This window comes from Vibrio qinghaiensis (assembly GCF_002257545.1).
In the GTDB taxonomy this organism is placed as follows: Bacteria; Pseudomonadota; Gammaproteobacteria; order Enterobacterales; family Vibrionaceae; genus Vibrio; species Vibrio ordalii.
This window is the reverse complement of record NZ_CP022742.1, coordinates 810,709-827,336: the sequence shown is the minus strand read 5'-3', so window position 1 is coordinate 827,336 and position 16,628 is coordinate 810,709. Positions and strand designations below refer to the sequence as shown.

General features: G+C 41.8%; 10 protein-coding genes. 7 read left to right on the top strand and 3 right to left on the bottom strand.

The features are described 5' to 3' along the window. Positions 1 to 144 precede the first annotated feature (144 nt). The 4 genes from thrS (at position 145) to rplT (ending at position 3,321) form a co-directional block, all read left to right on the top strand. A complete protein-coding gene (thrS, locus tag CCZ37_RS17585) occupies positions 145 to 2,073 on the top strand; it encodes a threonine--tRNA ligase (protein WP_010319593.1) in 1,929 nt (642 codons plus the stop codon). Between the two features lie 3 nt (positions 2,074 to 2,076). Next, entirely contained in the window at positions 2,077 to 2,628 is a 552-nt protein-coding gene (gene infC, locus CCZ37_RS17580; protein WP_080569453.1) for a translation initiation factor IF-3, read from the top strand. Between the two features lie 103 nt (positions 2,629 to 2,731). Beyond that, the gene (gene rpmI, locus CCZ37_RS17575) at positions 2,732 to 2,926 is read left to right on the top strand and encodes a 50S ribosomal protein L35 (RefSeq protein WP_010319591.1); all 195 of its coding nucleotides are present in this window, start codon (positions 2,732 to 2,734) and stop codon (positions 2,924 to 2,926) included. A gap of 41 nt (positions 2,927 to 2,967) precedes the next feature. After that, positions 2,968 to 3,321, top strand: a complete 354-nt coding sequence (gene rplT, locus CCZ37_RS17570; protein WP_010319590.1) for a 50S ribosomal protein L20 — start codon at positions 2,968 to 2,970, stop codon at positions 3,319 to 3,321. Positions 3,322 to 3,385: 64 nt separating this feature from the next. On the opposite strand, the gene CCZ37_RS17565 is transcribed toward rplT, so the two are convergent. Next, positions 3,386 to 4,348 (bottom strand): integron integrase, encoded by a 963-nt coding sequence (locus tag CCZ37_RS17565; RefSeq protein WP_094501745.1) that lies wholly within the window; start codon positions 4,346 to 4,348, stop codon positions 3,386 to 3,388. A 261-nt stretch (positions 4,349 to 4,609) separates the two neighbouring features. On the opposite strand from CCZ37_RS17565, the gene CCZ37_RS17560 reads away from it, so the two are divergent. From CCZ37_RS17560 to CCZ37_RS17540, 3 genes are all read left to right on the top strand, one after another. Continuing rightward, on the top strand, positions 4,610 to 5,362 hold the full coding sequence (locus CCZ37_RS17560; protein WP_094501500.1) for an SDR family oxidoreductase: 753 nt from the start codon (positions 4,610 to 4,612) through the stop codon (positions 5,360 to 5,362). Between the two features lie 3,284 nt (positions 5,363 to 8,646). Beyond that, the gene (locus CCZ37_RS17550; RefSeq protein ID WP_094501743.1) at positions 8,647 to 9,255 is read left to right on the top strand and encodes a glutathione S-transferase family protein; all 609 of its coding nucleotides are present in this window, start codon (positions 8,647 to 8,649) and stop codon (positions 9,253 to 9,255) included. A 142-nt stretch (positions 9,256 to 9,397) separates the two neighbouring features. Then, complete coding sequence (locus CCZ37_RS17540; protein WP_094501741.1) at positions 9,398 to 10,246, top strand: DUF2971 domain-containing protein; 849 nt, start codon at positions 9,398 to 9,400, stop codon at positions 10,244 to 10,246. A gap of 2,628 nt (positions 10,247 to 12,874) precedes the next feature. Here CCZ37_RS17540 and CCZ37_RS17520 read toward each other — a convergent pair. Both CCZ37_RS17520 and CCZ37_RS17515 read right to left on the bottom strand, forming a co-directional pair. Next, positions 12,875 to 13,144, bottom strand: a complete 270-nt coding sequence (locus CCZ37_RS17520) for a type II toxin-antitoxin system YafQ family toxin (protein ID WP_069212181.1) — start codon at positions 13,142 to 13,144, stop codon at positions 12,875 to 12,877. Continuing rightward, positions 13,137 to 13,415 (bottom strand): type II toxin-antitoxin system RelB/DinJ family antitoxin, encoded by a 279-nt coding sequence (locus CCZ37_RS17515; RefSeq protein WP_019283191.1) that lies wholly within the window; start codon positions 13,413 to 13,415, stop codon positions 13,137 to 13,139. Before CCZ37_RS17515 ends, CCZ37_RS17520 begins: the two co-directional genes overlap by 8 nt. Positions 13,416 to 16,628: the final 3,213 nt, after the last annotated feature.

Below are 16,628 nucleotides of genomic sequence, written 5' to 3'. Positions count from 1 at the left end.
CTTTGCATTTCTAGCGTGAGCTAGTTAAAATCTTCGCTTCATTGAAGTTCCGGTATTCGTGTTACCGAGTGAGCTTCGATGGGTTATTTTCAATCAAACTCAACACGTGTTGCTTGGTATGCAACACCACTGTAAGGATTATACATGCCTATTATTACTCTTCCTGACGGCAGTCAACGTCATTTTGAACACCCTGTATCGACAATGGAAGTTGCAGCTTCTATCGGCCCTGGTCTTGCAAAAGCAACGATCGCAGGTCGTGTCGATGGTGTGCGCGTCGATGCGTGCGATCTTATCGAAAATGATGCTAGCCTTGAAATTATAACGACAAAAGATGAAGTTGATGGTTTAGAGATCGTACGCCACTCTTGTGCGCACTTACTTGGCCATGCATTAAAGCAACTTTATCCACAAGCCAAAATGGCGATTGGTCCGACGATCGACAGCGGCTTCTACTATGATATCGATCTTGAGCAATCACTCACGCAAGATGATTTAGAGCAAATCGAAAAGCGCATGAAAGAGCTTGCCAAGACAAAATATCAAGTTGTCAAAAAGAAAGTCAGTTGGCAGGAAGCCCGTGATGCTTTTGAAGCTCGCGGTGAAACATACAAGATGGAAATCTTGGATCAGAATGTGGCTCGTGATGACAGACCGGGTCTATACCATCATGAAGAATACATTGACATGTGTCGTGGCCCTCACGTACCTAACATGAGCTTCTGCCAACACTTTACCCTGCTTAGCATTGCTGGCGCGTACTGGCGTGGTAACAGTGATAACAAGATGCTACAGCGCATCTATGGTACGGCATTCCATGACAAGAAAGCACTTCAAGCCCATTTAACGCGTTTAGAAGAAGCGGCTAAACGTGACCATCGTAAAATTGGTAAGCAACTCGATCTATTCCATATGCAGCAAGAAGCTCCAGGGATGGTATTCTGGCACCATAACGGTTGGTCTATATTCCGTGATCTTGAAGTGTTCATTCGCCAAAAACTCAGTGAGTACGACTACCAAGAAGTAAAAGGTCCATTAATGATGGACAGAGTTCTATGGGAGCGTTCTGGTCACTGGGATAAATATGCGGATGCCATGTTCACTACGTCATCTGAAAACCGTGAATATGCAATTAAACCGATGAACTGCCCAGGCCACGTTCAAATATTTAATCAAGGTTTGAAATCATACCGTGATCTGCCATTGCGTATGGCTGAGTTTGGATCTTGCCACCGCAATGAACCATCAGGTTCATTACATGGTATTATGCGTGTTCGTGGCTTTACTCAAGATGACGCCCATATTTTCTGTACCGAAGATCAAATTCAACAAGAAGTGACATCTTGTATCAAGATGGTCTATGACACCTACACGACGTTCGGTTTTGATAACATCGTGGTTAAACTGTCTACACGCCCAGAAAAACGTGTTGGTAGTGATGAAATTTGGGATAAATCGGAAGAAGCATTAAAGCTTTCACTGCAGGCAATGGATATTCCATTTGAAATTCAAGAAGGTGAAGGCGCATTCTACGGCCCTAAAATTGAATTTACTTTGCATGATTGCTTAGATCGTGCGTGGCAATGTGGTACAGTGCAGCTGGATTTCAATTTACCTGCTCGTCTAGGCGCGACATATGTTGGCGAAAGTAACGAGCGTCTTGTTCCGGTTATGATTCACCGTGCAATTTTGGGTTCACTTGAGCGCTTTATCGGTATCCTTATCGAAGAGTATGCAGGTTTCTTCCCTACGTGGTTAGCGCCAGAACAAGCGGTAATTATGAACATTACTGATAAACAGTCAGTTTACGCTCAGGAAGTAGCACAAAAACTACAAAAATGTGGAATTAGAGCCAAAGCAGACTTGAGAAATGAGAAGATTGGCTTTAAAATCCGCGAACACACTTTAAAGCGTGTACCGTATATGCTTGTTTGTGGTGACCAAGAGATGGAAGCCGGAGAGATCGCAGTACGTACCCGCAGGGGCAAGGACTTAGGTAAATTTAAATTGGATGACTTTATTGCGTATATCCAAGCCGAAGTTTCTAGCCGTAAGCTCAATCTGGAGGAATAAACTATTAAAGGCGGAAGACGTGGCCAACAGCCGGCCAAACCAAACCAGCACCGTTTAAACGGTGAAATTCGTGGCGTTCGTGAAGTTCGTTTAACTGGCGCAGATGGTGAATCCGTTGGTGTTGTATCAATCAACGAAGCATTAGAAGCTGCTGTAGAAGCTGGTATGGATCTTGTAGAGATCAGCCCTAACGCCGAGCCACCAGTTTGTCGTGTGATGGACTATGGCAAGTTCCTCTTTGAAAAGAGCAAGACTGCTAAAGAGCAGAAGAAGAAGCAAAAACAGATCCAGATTAAGGAAATTAAATTCCGTCCTGGGACTGATATTGGAGACTATCAGGTAAAACTACGCAACCTGACCCGTTTCCTAGAAGAAGGCAACAAAGTGAAAGTTACTATTCGCTTCCGTGGCCGTGAGATGGCGCACCAAGACATCGGTGTCGATGTTCTTCATCGTTTGAAAGAGGATACTGCTGAAATTGCAGTAGTTGAGTCTTTCCCGAGTCGAATTGAAGCACGCCAGATGATCATGATGCTTGCCCCTAAAAAGAAGTAATTAACGGCTTACAAGTAATGATACCTCGCCGTTGAAAGACGGTGGGGTGTTATTCGCCCTAATTACATGTTATTTAAACTACTACAATGCGGAGTTATTCATCATGCCTAAGATGAAAACCAACAAAGGTGCAGCTAAGCGTTTTAAGAAAACTGCTGGCGGTATTAAATTTAAGCACGCTACAAAACGTCATATCCTGACTAAGCGTACTACTAAGAACAAGCGTCAACTACGCCCTAACTCAATCCTTCCAAAATGTGAAGTGGCTGGTGTTATGCGCATGTTGCCATACGCTTAATTCTTTTTAGTTTATTTATCGTTTAGTTTAGGAGAAGCATAATGCCTCGCGTAAAACGTGGTGTACAAGCTCGTGCACGTCATAAGAAAGTTCTAAAACAAGCTAAAGGTTACTACGGAGCACGTTCACGTGTTTACCGCGTAGCTTTCCAAGCTGTAACCAAAGCTGGTCAATACGCTTACCGTGACCGTCGCACTAAAAAGCGTCAGTTCCGTCAGCTATGGATTGCGCGTATTAACGCAGCATCTCGCCAAAATGGTCTATCTTACAGCCGTTTCATTAACGGTCTTAAGAAAGCATCTATCGAGATCGATCGTAAGATCCTTGCTGATATCGCGGTATTCGACAAAGCTGCATTTGCAGTGCTTGTTGAAAAAGCAAAAACTGCTCTTTAATTTAGCAGTGAAGGTTTAAAGAAAAAAGGAGGGCAAGTATGCTCTCCTTTTTTATTGCGCTTATTTATAAGCGCGACAATGGGCTTAATACACCGCTAGCGCCTCTATCCAGTACGTGAGTGTAAATCTGAGTGGTTTTTACATCACTATGTCCTAATTGTTCTTGTACTGTTCTGATGTCCGCTCCCGCTTCTAGCAAGTGTGTCGCAAAGCTATGCCTTAGCGTATGGCATGAAACTGATTTTTGTATCTCAGCATCATGAGCGGTTTTCCGAACTGCTCGCTGCAATGCCGACTCATTAATATGGTGCCTTCGTTTCAATCCACTATTCTCATCTAAGGTAAGTAAATTAGATGGAAACAAGTAGTGCCAATTAAACTCATAAGGAGCTGAAGGATATTTTTCTCGCAACGCATTGGGTAACCAGACTCCTCCATAACCTTTGGTTTGCATATCCTTATCATAGTAACGCTTAGCTAATGCTTGTTGCTCAGCTAGTTGTGGATAAAGCTCCTTAGCAAGTGTGACGGTGCGGTTTTTTCCTCCTTTTCCTTGCCATACCCGAACCGCACCATAATCTAAATCAATATCCTGTATTCGGAGTCTGACACATTCCATCAGCCGCAGCCCTGATCCGTATAAGAGCATAATTTGCAATTGATATCGTGGCTCAATATGTTCTAAAAACCGCTTAATTTCAGTTCTTGTCATCACTACTGGTAATTTCTGAGCAAGTTGAGATTTCTTGAAATTCATGCTAATTGATAGCGGTTCTTTAATGATTTCACGGTACAGAAAATGGAGAGAGTTAAGCGCTAACGCTTGTGTTTTCGCGGCTACTTTCCCATTAACAGCTAAGTCAGTTAAAAACATCTCAACTTCTTTACTACCCATTCTCATTGGATGTGTTTTGTTATGGAAGTAGATGAATCGTGTTATCCAATGCAAATATGCCTCTATAGTTTTCTTTGCATAGTGTCGTGCTTGCATATATTCTTTAACGCTTAAAATGAATTGTGATTTCATTTTTCCCCCAATAAATGGACTGTTTTTATATACAGTATTATTGTTTTTGGTTTAGTCAACAAACTAAGATACATAAAGTCGTCTAATGTGATGTCCGACGCAATTTTTTTTCAACTAACAATCTGATTAAAAAGATTTATATGATAGATTTCTAATTATCAAAGTTCATGATAAGTGGCGGTAGCGTGGTAAATTAGGTCGCATTTTGTTATATAGATAGCGTTATGCATTACATCAAATTCAGCGTTAAAAGGATGAATAATGAGCGTTCAAAAAGTAGTTGTTATTACTGGCGGTAGCCGAGGGATTGGTGCGGCGACAGCAAAGCTTTTTGCTCAAAACGGTTTTTCCGTATGCATAAATTACAAATCTAATGCTGAGGCTGCTAATACTCTCGTTGAAGAAATCAAAGCGTTAGGTGGTCATTGTATTGCGGTTCAAGCTGACGTTTCCAAAGAAGGTGATGTTGTTAAACTGTTTGAAACCGTTGACCAAGAGCTTGGTGTTGTTTCTGTTCTTGTCAACAATGCTGGTATCTTAAAGAAGCAGATGCGCTTAGACGAAATGAGTGCAGAGAGGATTAACTCAATTCTCATAAACAATGTGACAGGTTATTTCTTGTGTTGTCGTGAAGTAGTGAAACGAATGTCAACTCGTCATGGTGGTCTCGGTGGTGTCATAGTTAATGTTTCTTCGGGAGCCGCTCGAACAGGTTCACCGAATGAATACATCGATTATGCAGCGTCAAAGGGTGCAATTGACACGTTAACAAAAGGTCTGTCGTTGGAAGTTGCCGCGGAAGGTATCAGAGTTAACTGTGTTCGCCCAGGATTGATTTATACCGATATGCACGCTGACGGTGGAGAGCCTGACCGTATAGAACGACTCAAAAATAAAATCCCAATGCAACGGGGTGGTTTGCCTGATGAAGTTGCTGAGGCTATTTATTGGTTAGCGTCTGAAAAATCATCATTTTCCACAGGTAACTTTCTAGATTTAGCCGGTGGTTTGTAATGCATAACAAACGCTTCAAGAGGGACAGCCAACGCGCGGCATTTTTACTATGCGTTGGTTTTTGTGGTTACGGTGTTATGCAGTAAGTTGGTAGTGGCGTTGGCTGCCCCTTAAGCGGGCGTTATGCAACTCAGGTAAATTTAGGGGTTCAATCTTTTTAGATTTCTCCGGCCATTCGTTTTGTGTTGTCGGCAAATGAGCACTTTTACCCTCAGATTCGTGGTTCACTCAAACCGTAAAACAGGCAAGGTTCTTTGTTTGCCTCAATCATTTTTAGCGTTGGCGCGTTGTGAATTTAGCGGGCGCAAAGTGTGGAAAGGGCAAGTTAATCGAGCATTTTGCACTTGCTGAAAGTCTTGCTTGTAGGGTTTGTTTCCTTCAAAAGCTTGGTTGGTTGTTGAAAGGTGGACTTTGTTTTGGTGGCTTATTTATCATGGCTCTGGTTTGGGTTGGTTCTTGAATCACTCAACCATTGCAATTGTGGTTTTTGGTCGTGTAAAGTTAATTTATCTCATTGAATTTGCATAACAAACGGCTCAAGAGGGATTGCCAACGCCTGGCGACTTTAGTGCAAAATTGCAGTTCAGTGTTTACGGTGTGTTTTTTGAGTTCGGCGGTGCGTTGTCAACCCCTTAGCCGGGCGTTATGCAACTCAGGTAAATTTAGGGGTTCAATCTTTTAGGATTTCTCCGGCCATTCGTTTGGTGTTGTCGGCAAATGAGCTTTTTTACCCTCAAATTCGTGGTTAACTTAAACCGTAAAACAGGCAAGGTTCTTTGTTTGCCTCAATCAGTTTTAGCGCTGGCGCGTTGTAAATTCAGTGGGCGCAAAGTGTGGAAAGGGCAAGTTTATCGAGCATTTTGCACTTGCTGAAGGTTTCGCTCGTTGAGTTTTCCTGATTCAAAAGCTTGGTTTGTTGCTGAAAGGTGGACTTTGTTTTGGCGGCTCATTTATCACGGCTCTGGCTTGGGTTGATTCTTGAATCACTCAACCATTGCAATGGTGGCTTTTGGTCGTGTAAATTCAGTTTATCTCATTGAATTTGCATAACAAACGGCTCAAGAGGGATTGCCAACGCGTGGCGACTTTAGTGCAAAATTGAAGTTCAGTGTTTAAGTGTGTTTTTTAAGTTCGGCGGTGCGTTGTCAACCCCTTAGCCGGGCGTTATGCAACTCAGGTAAATTTAGGGGTTCAATCTTTTGGGATTTCTCCGGCTATTCGTTTTGCGTTGTCGGCAAATGAGCTTTTTTACCCTCAAATTCGTGGCTAACTCAAACCGTAAAACAGGCAAATTTCTTTGTTTTCCTCAATCGGTTTTGGCGCTGGCTTGTTGTCAAATCAGCGTTCGCAAAGTGTGGAAAGGGCAAGTTAATCGAGCATTTTGCACTTGCTTAAAGTCTTGCTTGTAGGGTTTGTCTCATTCAAAAGCTTGGTTTGTTGTTGAACGGTGGACTTTGTTTTGGCGGCTTATTTATCTCGGCTCCTACTTGGGTTGGTTCTTGAATCACTCAACCATTGCAATTGTGGCTTTTGGTCGTGTAAAGTTAGTTTATCTCATTGAATTTGCATAACAAACGGCTCAAGAGGGATTGCCAACGCTTGGCGATTTTAGTGCAAAATTGAAGTTCAGTGTTTAAGTGTGTTTTTTAAGTCCGGCGGTGCGTTGTCAACCCCTTAGCCGGGCGTTATGCAACTCAGGTAAATTTAGGGGTTCAATCTTTTGGATTTCTCCGGCCATTCGTTTTGTGTTGTCGGCAAATGAGCTTTTTTACCCTAAAATTCGTGGTTAACTCAAGCCGTAAAACAGGCAAAGTTCTTTGTTTGCCTCAATCAGTTTTGGTGCTGGTTTGTTGCCAATTCAGCGTGCGCAAAGTGTGGAAAGGGCAAGTTTATTGAGCATTTTGTACTTGCTGAAAATCTTGCTTGTTGAGTTTGTCTCATTCAAAAGCTTGGTTTGTTGTTGAAAGGTGAACTTTGTTTTGGCAGCTTATTTATCATGGCTCTGGCTTGGTTTGGTTCTTGAATTACTCAACCATTGCAATTGTGGCTTTTGGTCGTGAAAAGTCGGTTTATCTTATTGAATTTGCATAACAAACGGCTCAAGAGGGATTGCCAACGCGTGGCGGCTTTAGTGCAAAATTGAAGTTCAGTGTTTACAGTGTGTTTTTTGAGTTCGGTGGTGCGTTGTCAACCCCTTAGCCGGGCGTTATGCAACTCAGGTAAATTTAGGAGTTCAATCTTTTGGGACTTCTCCGGCCATTCGTTTGGTATTGTCGGCAAATGAGCACTTTTACCCTCAAATTCGTGGTTAATTCAAACCGTAAAACAGGCAAGTTTCTTTGTTTGCCTCAATCGGTTTTAGCGCTGGCGCGTTGTCAGTTTGGCAGGCGCAAAATGTGGAAAGGGCAAGTTAATCGAGCATTTTGCTTTTGCTGAAGTTTTCGCTCGTTGAGTTTGTCTGATTCAAAAGCTTGGTTGGTTGTTGAAAGGTGGGCTTTGTTTTGGCAGCTTATTTATCATGGCTCTGGCTTGGGTTGGTTCTTGAATCACTCAACCATTGCAATCGTGGCTTTTGAACGAGTAAAGTCAGTTTATCTTATTGAATTTGCATAACAAACGGCTCAAGAGGGATTGCCAACGCGTGGCGACTTTAGTGCAAAATTGAAGTTCAGCGTTTACAGTGTGTTTTTTGAGTTCGGCTATGCGTTGTCAACCCCTTAGCCGGGCGTTATGCAACTCAGGTAAATTTAGGGGTTCAATCTTTTGGATTTCTCCGGCCATTCGTTTTGTGTTGTCGGCAAATGAGCTTTTTCACCTTCAGATTCGTGGTTTACTCAAACCGTAAAACAGGCAAGGTTCTTTGTTTGCCTCAATGAGTTTTGGTGCTGTTTTGTTGTCAATTCAGCGTGCGCAAAGTGTGGAAAGGGCAAGTTTATCGAGCATTTTGCACTTGCTGAAGGTTTCGCTCGTTAAGTTTTCCTGATTCAAAAGCTTGGTTTGTTGCTGAAAGGTGGACTTTGTTTTGGCAGCTTATTTATCACGGCTCTGGTTTGGGTTGATTCTTGAATCACTCAACCATTGCAATTGTGGCTTTTGATCGAGTAAAGTCAGTTTATCTTATTGAATTTGCATAACAAACGGCTCAAGAGGGATTGCCAACGCTTGGCGGTTTTAGTGCAAAATTGAAGTTCAGTGTTTACGGTGTGTTTTTTGAGTCCGGCGGTGCGTTGTCAACCCCTTAGCCGGGCGTTATGTGTTTTTGAGTTTACAAAAGGAGATTTGTAGTGAAGGTTTATGGAGATATCCAATCTGGAAACTGTTACAAGGTCAAGCTGTTGCTTGCCTTCTTAGGCATTGAACATGAATGGCATCACGTCAATATTTTAAAAGGTGACACAAAAACAGACGAGTTTTTATCCATTAACCCAAACGGAAAAATACCCGCAGTTGTTTTGGATGATGGTCGTTGTTTGTCAGAGTCGAACGCAATTCTTGGCTATTTTGCAGATGGCACAGCGTTAATTCCTAGTGACCAATATGAAAAGGCTAAAATGTACGAATGGTTGTTCTTTGAACAATACAGTCATGAGCCATTTATCGCCGTGGCTCGTTTTATCCAAAAATATCAAGGTATGCCAGAGTCAAGGTTAGAGGAATATCGTGCCTTACAACCTGGAGGTAATAAAGCCTTATCAATAATAGAAAGTCGCTTAGCTCAAACGGATTATCTTGCTGGTAAGCAACTCACTATCGCTGATATTGCACTGTACGCTTATACGCATGTTGCAGATGAAGGTGGTTTTAACTTATCCGATTACCCCAATATTCAAGCGTGGTGCAAAAGACTCCAAGAGCAAGCAGGCTACGTTGGTATGACGGAAACAAACACATAACAAACGCTTCAAGAGGGACAGCCAACGCGCGGCATTTTTATTGTGCGTTGGTTTTTGTGATTACGGTGTTATGCGGAAGCTTGGTAGTAGCGTTGGCTGCCCCTTAAGCGGGCGTTATGTTTACAATGAGGTTTGGAGAATTATGGAAGTAATAGTGGGAGAAAGTGCATCGGTAGATGAGTCTCTTTGGCGCTACATGTCACTTGATAAATTGATTAATTTGTTAGAAACCAAACAATTATATTTCACTGCGTTGGAAAGCTATAATGAAAGTGATCCATTTGAGGGTTATATGCCAGATGTTGCCGCTAAAGCCTTTGCTCAAGTATTTGGTTCTCAAGTTAGTGAGCTTAAACTGGCTTATGAGTCGCTAAAACAAATAGATGACACTCACAACAATCCTAAACTTGATGAAATGAGGGATGGAATTGACAAGCTTGGTTCCATCATGGAATTAGCTTTTCATAAAATTTCAAAAGGAATAACTGTAAACTGTTGGCATAGCAATCGTGTTGAATCAGAAGCGATGTGGAAATTGTATTCAGATGGTGGCAAGGGTATAGCGGTCAAGACATCAGTTGAACGTCTACGTAGTGCTTTAAAAGACCAAGTCTTTGGCAAGAAAGTCCAAATTAGTAAGGTAAAGTATCTCGACTTTTCAGATACAAACCTAACACCAAAATGCTGCGTTGTTGATGGTCATATCAGCCCTCTAATTAAGCGTTCATCATTTAGTCACGAAAACGAGCTTAGATGTTTCATTGTTAACCAAGTACCTACTACCAATATTGAGAATTATCTCCCAAGTGCCGATAGTGTTCCTGTTGATTTAAATGAGTTGATAGAGGCTATCTATATATCTCCTTTTGCCAAAGAGCCTTTCACTTCAAGTGTGTTTGCTATGTGCCGTAAGTACGGGATCGAAGATAAGGTTATAAAATCTACTTTACTGGATAGCAGTGGTTTCCTGTCAAAGCTAAGTGACTGGTAAACATAACAAACAATTTAAGAGTGATTCAGCACGCTTGGCATTTTTGGTTTGGGTCAAGTTTAGTGTTTACGGCGTCCTTTTTGAGTGTTGTGGTAGCGCGCTTCACACCTTAATTGGGCGTTATGCAACTCAGGTAAATTTAGGGGCTCAATCTTTTGGGATTTTTCCGGCCATTCGTTTTGTGTTGTCGGCAAATGAGCTTTTTCACCTTCAGATTCGTGGTTTACTCAAACCGTAAAACAGGCAAGGTTCTTTGTTTGCCTCAATGAGTTTTGGTGCTGTTTTGTTGTCAATTCAGCGTGCGCAAAGTGTGGAAAGGGCAAGTTAATCGAGCATTTTTCACTTGCTGAAAGTCTTGCTTGTAGGGTTTGTCTCATTCAAAAGCTTGGTTGGTTGTTGAAAGGTGGGCTTTGTTTTGGCGGCTTATTTATCACGGCTCTGGCTTGGGTTGATTCTTGAATCACTCAACTATTGCAATTGTGGCTTTTGATCGTATAAATTCGGTTTATCTCATTGAATTTGCATAACAAACGGCTCAAGAGGGATTGCCAACGCGTGGCGGCTTTAGTACAAAATTGCAGTTCAGTGTTTAAGTGTGTTTTTTAAGTTCGGCGGTGCGTTGTCAACCCCTTAGCCGGGCGTTAGGCAAAGTGAGTTTTTATCAGCTAAATCGAGTTGAAATTGAACGGTAAATTCCATGTTTTGTGGCTTAATTTAAGCAATAAATAATCATCACATATTTGTCGTTTCTTGATCGTGTTGGGTTGTTTAACGCTGTGAATTCATCGGTAAAATAACCTTCAGCATCCAAACGTCCGCCGAGAATGCTACGCTCGTCACTTTTCTTCCAAATCGCTCAATTTGAGTTTTTTTGTTTCTTTGCTGATTCAGCATTTTGGTTTATAAATGAATCGGTTAGTTTGTTTCAAGTTTACAAACAAGCTCGTTCTTTGGTTGTGAAAGTGTCGGTGTCAATTGGTTGGCCTAACAAACGGCTCAAGAGGGATTGCCAACGCGTGGCGGCTTTAGTGCAAAATTGAAGTTCAGTGTTTACAGTGTGTTTTTTGAGTTCGGTGGTGCGTTGTCAACCCCTTAGCCGGGCGTTAGGCAAAGTGAGTTTTTATCAGCTAAATCGAGTTGAAATTGAACAGTAAATTCCATGTTTTGTGGCTTAAGTTAAGCAATAAATAATCATCACATATTTGTTGTTTCGTGATCGCGTTGGGTTGCTTTTCGTTGTGAGTTTAGCGGCAAAATAACCTTCAGCATCCAAACGTCCGCCGAGCATGCTACGCTCGTCACTTTTCTTCCAAATCGCTCAATTTGAGTTTTTTTGTTTCTTTTCTGATTGGGCATTTGGGTTTATAAATGAACGGTTTAGTTTGCTTAAACTTTACAAAAAGACTTGTTCTTGGGTTTTGAAAGCATTGTTGTCAATTGATTGGCCTAACAAACGGCTCAAGAGGGATTGCCAACGCGTGGCGGCTTTAGTGCAAAATTGAAGTTCAGTGTTTACAGTGTATTTTTTGAGTTCGGCAATGCGTTGTCAACCCCTTAGCCGGGCGTTATGCAACTCAGGTAAATTTAGGGGTTCAATCTTTTGGGATTTCTCCGGCTATTCGTTTTGTGTTGTCGGCAAATGAGCATTTTTACCCTAAAATTCGTTGTTTACTCAAGCCGTAAAACAGGCAAGGTTCTTTGTTTGCCTCAATCAGTTTTGGTGCTGGTTTGTTGGCAATTCAGCGTGCGCAAAGTGTGGAAAGGGCAAGTTTATCGAGCATTTTGCACTTGCTGAAGGTTTCGCTCGTTAAGTTTTCCTGATTCAAAAGCTTGGTTTGTTGTTGAAAGGTGGGCTTTGTTTTGGCAGCTCATTTATCACAGTTCTTGCTTAGGTTGGTTCTTGAATCACTCAACCATTGCAATGGTGGTTTTTGATCGAGTAAAGTCAGTTTATCTTATTGAATTTGCATAACAAACGGCTCAAGAGGGATTGCCAACGCGTGGCGACTTTAGTGCAAAATTGAAGTTCAGTGTTTAAGTGTGTTTTTTAAGTCCGGCGGTGCGTTGTCAACCCCTTAGCCGGGCGTTATGCAACTCAGGTAAATTTAGGGGCTCAATCTTTTGGGATTTCTCCGGCCATTCGTTTTGTGTTGTCGGCAAATGAGCTTTTTTACCCTCAAATTCGTGGTTCGCTCAAGCCGTAAAACAGGCAAGGTTCTTTGTTTGCCTCAATGAGTTTTGGTGCTGGTTTGTTGTGAATTTAGCGGGCGCAAAGTGTGGAAAGGGCAAGTTTATCGAGTATTTCGCATTTGCTGAAAGTCTTGCTTGTTGAGTTTGTCTCATTCAAAAGCTTGGTTTGTTGTTGAACGGTGGACTTTGTTTTGGCGGCTTATTTATCATGGCTCTGGTTTGGGTTGATTCTTGAATCACTCAGCCATTGCAATTGTGGCTTTTGGTCGTGTAAATTCGGTTTATCTCATTGAATTTGCATAACAAACGGCTCAAGAGGGATTGCCAACGCGTGGCGACTTTAGTGCAAAATTGCAGTTCAGTGTTTACAGTGTGTTTTTTAAGTTCGGCGGTGCGTTGTCAACCCCTTAGCCGGGCGTTATGTGCCACTGAGGTTCATCAGAACAAATCACTATGAGAGCCAATTCTAGCTAATTGAAGTTGACCATCAAAAATGCGATAAATGAGCACTAGATCTGGTTTAACGTGACAGTCTCGGAATCCAACCCATCCGCCAGTTAAAGGATGATCAACATTTTTAGGATCGAGTTTTTCGCCTCTTTGCAGCTTTGATATGACGTTGCCGACTTCAATGATGTCCGAAATCGGCATTTTGGTGATTTTTTTAAAGTCTTTTTTGAATTGTGTTGAGTATTCTAAACTATACATTCTTAACTTTGCCTTCAGTTAGCTCAGTAAGCATAGCGCCAACAGATTCGGCTTTATGTCCATGACCTTGAACGAGTTCATTCATTGCAGAAATCGTTGTTTCATTTGGTTGAGGTACACGTAAGTCAAATGGAATACCACCATGATTAATCACGGCTTTTGCAAAAATTTTAATAGCTTGTGATGTACTAAGACCCATTTCGTCACAGATGCTAGTAAAAGCAACTTTGGTATCATGGTCTATGCGAGTACTTAGCATTTCTGTTCTCATAAGAGCACCTTTGGTTGTACAATGTATTACATAGTTAAACGTCAGTATAATGGCACATAACAAACGCTTCAAGAGGGACAGCCAACGCGTGGCATTTTTACTATTCGTTGGTTTTTGTGATTACGGTGTTATGCGGAAAGTTAGTAGTAGCGTTGTCTGCCCCTTAAGCGGGCGTTATGCAACTCAGGTAAATTTAGGGGTTCAATCTTTTGGATTTCTCCGGCCATTCGTTTTGTTGTGTCGGCAAATGAGCATTTTTACCTTCAAATTCATTGTGAACTCAAGCCGTAAAACAGGCAAAGTTCTTTGTTTGCCTCAATCAGTTTTGGCGTTGGCGCGTTGTTAATTCAGTGGGCGCAAAGTGTAGAAAGGGCAAGTTTATCGAGCATTTTGCACTTGCTGAAAGTCTTGCTTGTTGAGTTTTCCTGATTCAAAAGCTTGGTTTGTTGTTGAAAGATGAACTTTGTTTTGGCGGCTTATTTATCGCAGTTCTTGCTTGGGTTGATTCTTGAATCACTCAACCATTGCAATGGTGGCTTTTGATCGAGTAAAGTCAGTTTATCTTATTGAATTTGCATAACAAACGGCTCAAGAGGGATTGCCAACGCGTGGCGACTTTAGTGCAAAATTGCAGTTCAGTGTTTAAGTGTGTTTTTTAAGTTCGGCGGTGCGTTGTCAACCCCTTAGCCGGGCGTTATGCAACTCAGGTAAATTTAGGGGTTCAATCTTTTGGATTTCTCCGGCCATTCGTTTTGTGTTGTCGGCAAATGAGCATTTTTACCCTCAAATTCGTCGTTAACTTAAACCGTAAAACAGACAAGGTTCTTTGTTTGCCTCAATGAGTTTTGGTGCTGTTTTGTTGTGAATTTAGCGGGCGCAAAGTGTGGAAAGGGCAAGTTTATCGAGCATTTTGGACTTGCTGAAGGTTTCGCTTGTTGAGTTTTCCTGATTCAAAAGCTTAGTTTGTTGTTGAAAGGTGAACTTTGTTTTGGCGGCTTATTTATCGCAGTTCTTGCTTGGGTTGATTCTTGAATCACTCAACCATTGCAATTGTGGCTTTTGGTCGTGTAAAGTCGGTTTATCTTATTGAATTTGCATAACAAACGGCTCAAGAGGGATTGCCAACGCGTGGCGACTTTGGTGCAAAATTGAAGTTCAGTGTTTAAGTGTGTTTTTTGAGTTCGGCGGTGCGTTGTCAACCCCTTAGCCGGGCGTTAGGCAAGGTGAGCTTTTATCAGCTAAATCGAGTTGAAATTGAGCAGTAAATTCCATGTTTTGTGGCGTAACTTAAGCAATAAATAATCATCACATATTTGCTGTTTCTTGATCGCGTTGGGTTGTTTATCGCTGTGAATTCATCGGTAAAATAACCTTCAGCATCCAAACGTCCGCCGAGCATGCTACGCTCGCCACTTTTCTTCCAAACCGCTAAATTTGAGTTTTTTGTTTCTTTGCTGATTTAGTATTTTGGTTTATAAATGAATCGGTTAGTTTGTTTCAAGTTTACAAAAATGCTCGTTCTTTGGTTGTGAAAGTGTCGGTGTCAATTGGTTGGCCTAACAAACGGCTCAAGAGGGATTGCCAACGCTTGGCGACTTTAGTGCAAAGTTGAAGTTCAATGTTTACAGTGTGTTTTTTGAGTTCGGCGGTGCGTTGTCAACCCCTTAGCCGGGCGTTAGGCAAGGTGAGTTTTTATCAGCTAAATCGAGTTTGAATTGAACGGTAAATCCCATGTTCTCAGGCTGAATTTAAGCAATAAATAATCATCACATATTTGTTGTTTCTTGATCGTGTTGGGTTGTTTATCGTTATAAATTTAGCGGCAAAATAACCTTCAGCATCCAAACGTCCGCCGAGAATGCTACGCTCGTCACTTTTCTTCCAAATCGCTCAATTTGAGTTTTTTGGTTTCTTTGCTGAGTTAGAGTTTTGGTTTATAAATGAATGGTTTAGTTTGCGTCAAATTTACAAAAAGCCTTGTTCTTGGCTTTTGAAAGTATTGTTGCCAATCGGTTGGCCTAACAAACGGTTAAAGAGGGACTGCCAACGCGTGGCGGTTTTTGTTCAAATCGGCCTTTGTGATTACGGTTGTTATTTTGAGTTCAGAGTTTTGCGTTGTCAGCCCCTTAACCGGGCGTTATGCAACTCAGGTAAATTTAGGGGTTCAATCTTTTGGGATTTCTCCGGCTATTCGTTTTGTGTTATCGGCAAATGAGCTTTTTTATCCTCAAATTCTTGGTTAACTCAAACCGTAAAACAGGCAAATTTCTTTGTTTGCCTCAATCAGTTTTAGCGTTGGCGCGTTGTCAGTTTAGCGGACGCAAAGTGTGGAAAGGGCAAGTTAATCGAGCATTTTGATTTTGATGAAGGTTTCGCTCGTTAAGTTTTCCTGATTCAAAAGCTTGGTTTGTTGCTGAAAGGTGGACTTTGTTTTGGCGGCTTATTTATCACAGTTCTTGCTTGGGTTGATTCTTGAATCACTCAGCCATTGCAATCGTGGCTTTTGGTCGTGTAAAGTCGGTTTATCTTATTGAATTTGCATAACAAACGGCTCAAGAGGGATTGCCAACGCGTGGCGGCTTTAGTGCAAAATTGAAGTTCAGTGTTTACAGTGTGTTTTTTGAGTTCGGTGGTGCGTTGTCAACCCCTTAGCCGGGCGTTATGCAACTCAGGTAAATTTAGGGGCTCAATCTTTTGGGATTTCTCCGGCCATTCGTTTTGTGTTATCGGCAAATGAGCTTTTTTACCCTCAAATTCGTGGTTAACTTAAACCGTAAAACAGGCAAGGTTCTTTATTTGCCTCAATCAGTTTTGGTGCTGTTTTGTTGTCAATTCAGCGTGCGCAAAGTGTGGAAAGGGCAAGTTTATCGAGTATTTCGCATTTGCTGAAAGTCTTGCTTGTTGAGTTTGTCTCATTCAAAAGCTTGGTTTGTTGTTGAACGGTGGGCTTTGTTTTGGCGGCTTATTTATCACGGCTCTGGCTTCGGTTGATTCTTGAATCACTCAACCATTGCGATTGTGGTTTTTGATCGTGTAAAGTCAGTTTATCTCATTGAATTTGCATAACAAACGGCTCAAGAGGGATTGCCAACGCTTGGCGACTTTAGTACAAAATTGAAGTTCAGTGTTTACAGTGTGTTTTTTGAGTTCGGCGGTGCGTTGTCAACCCCTTAGCCGGGCGTTAGTTTTTTCAGGTCAAATCAATACAAACGT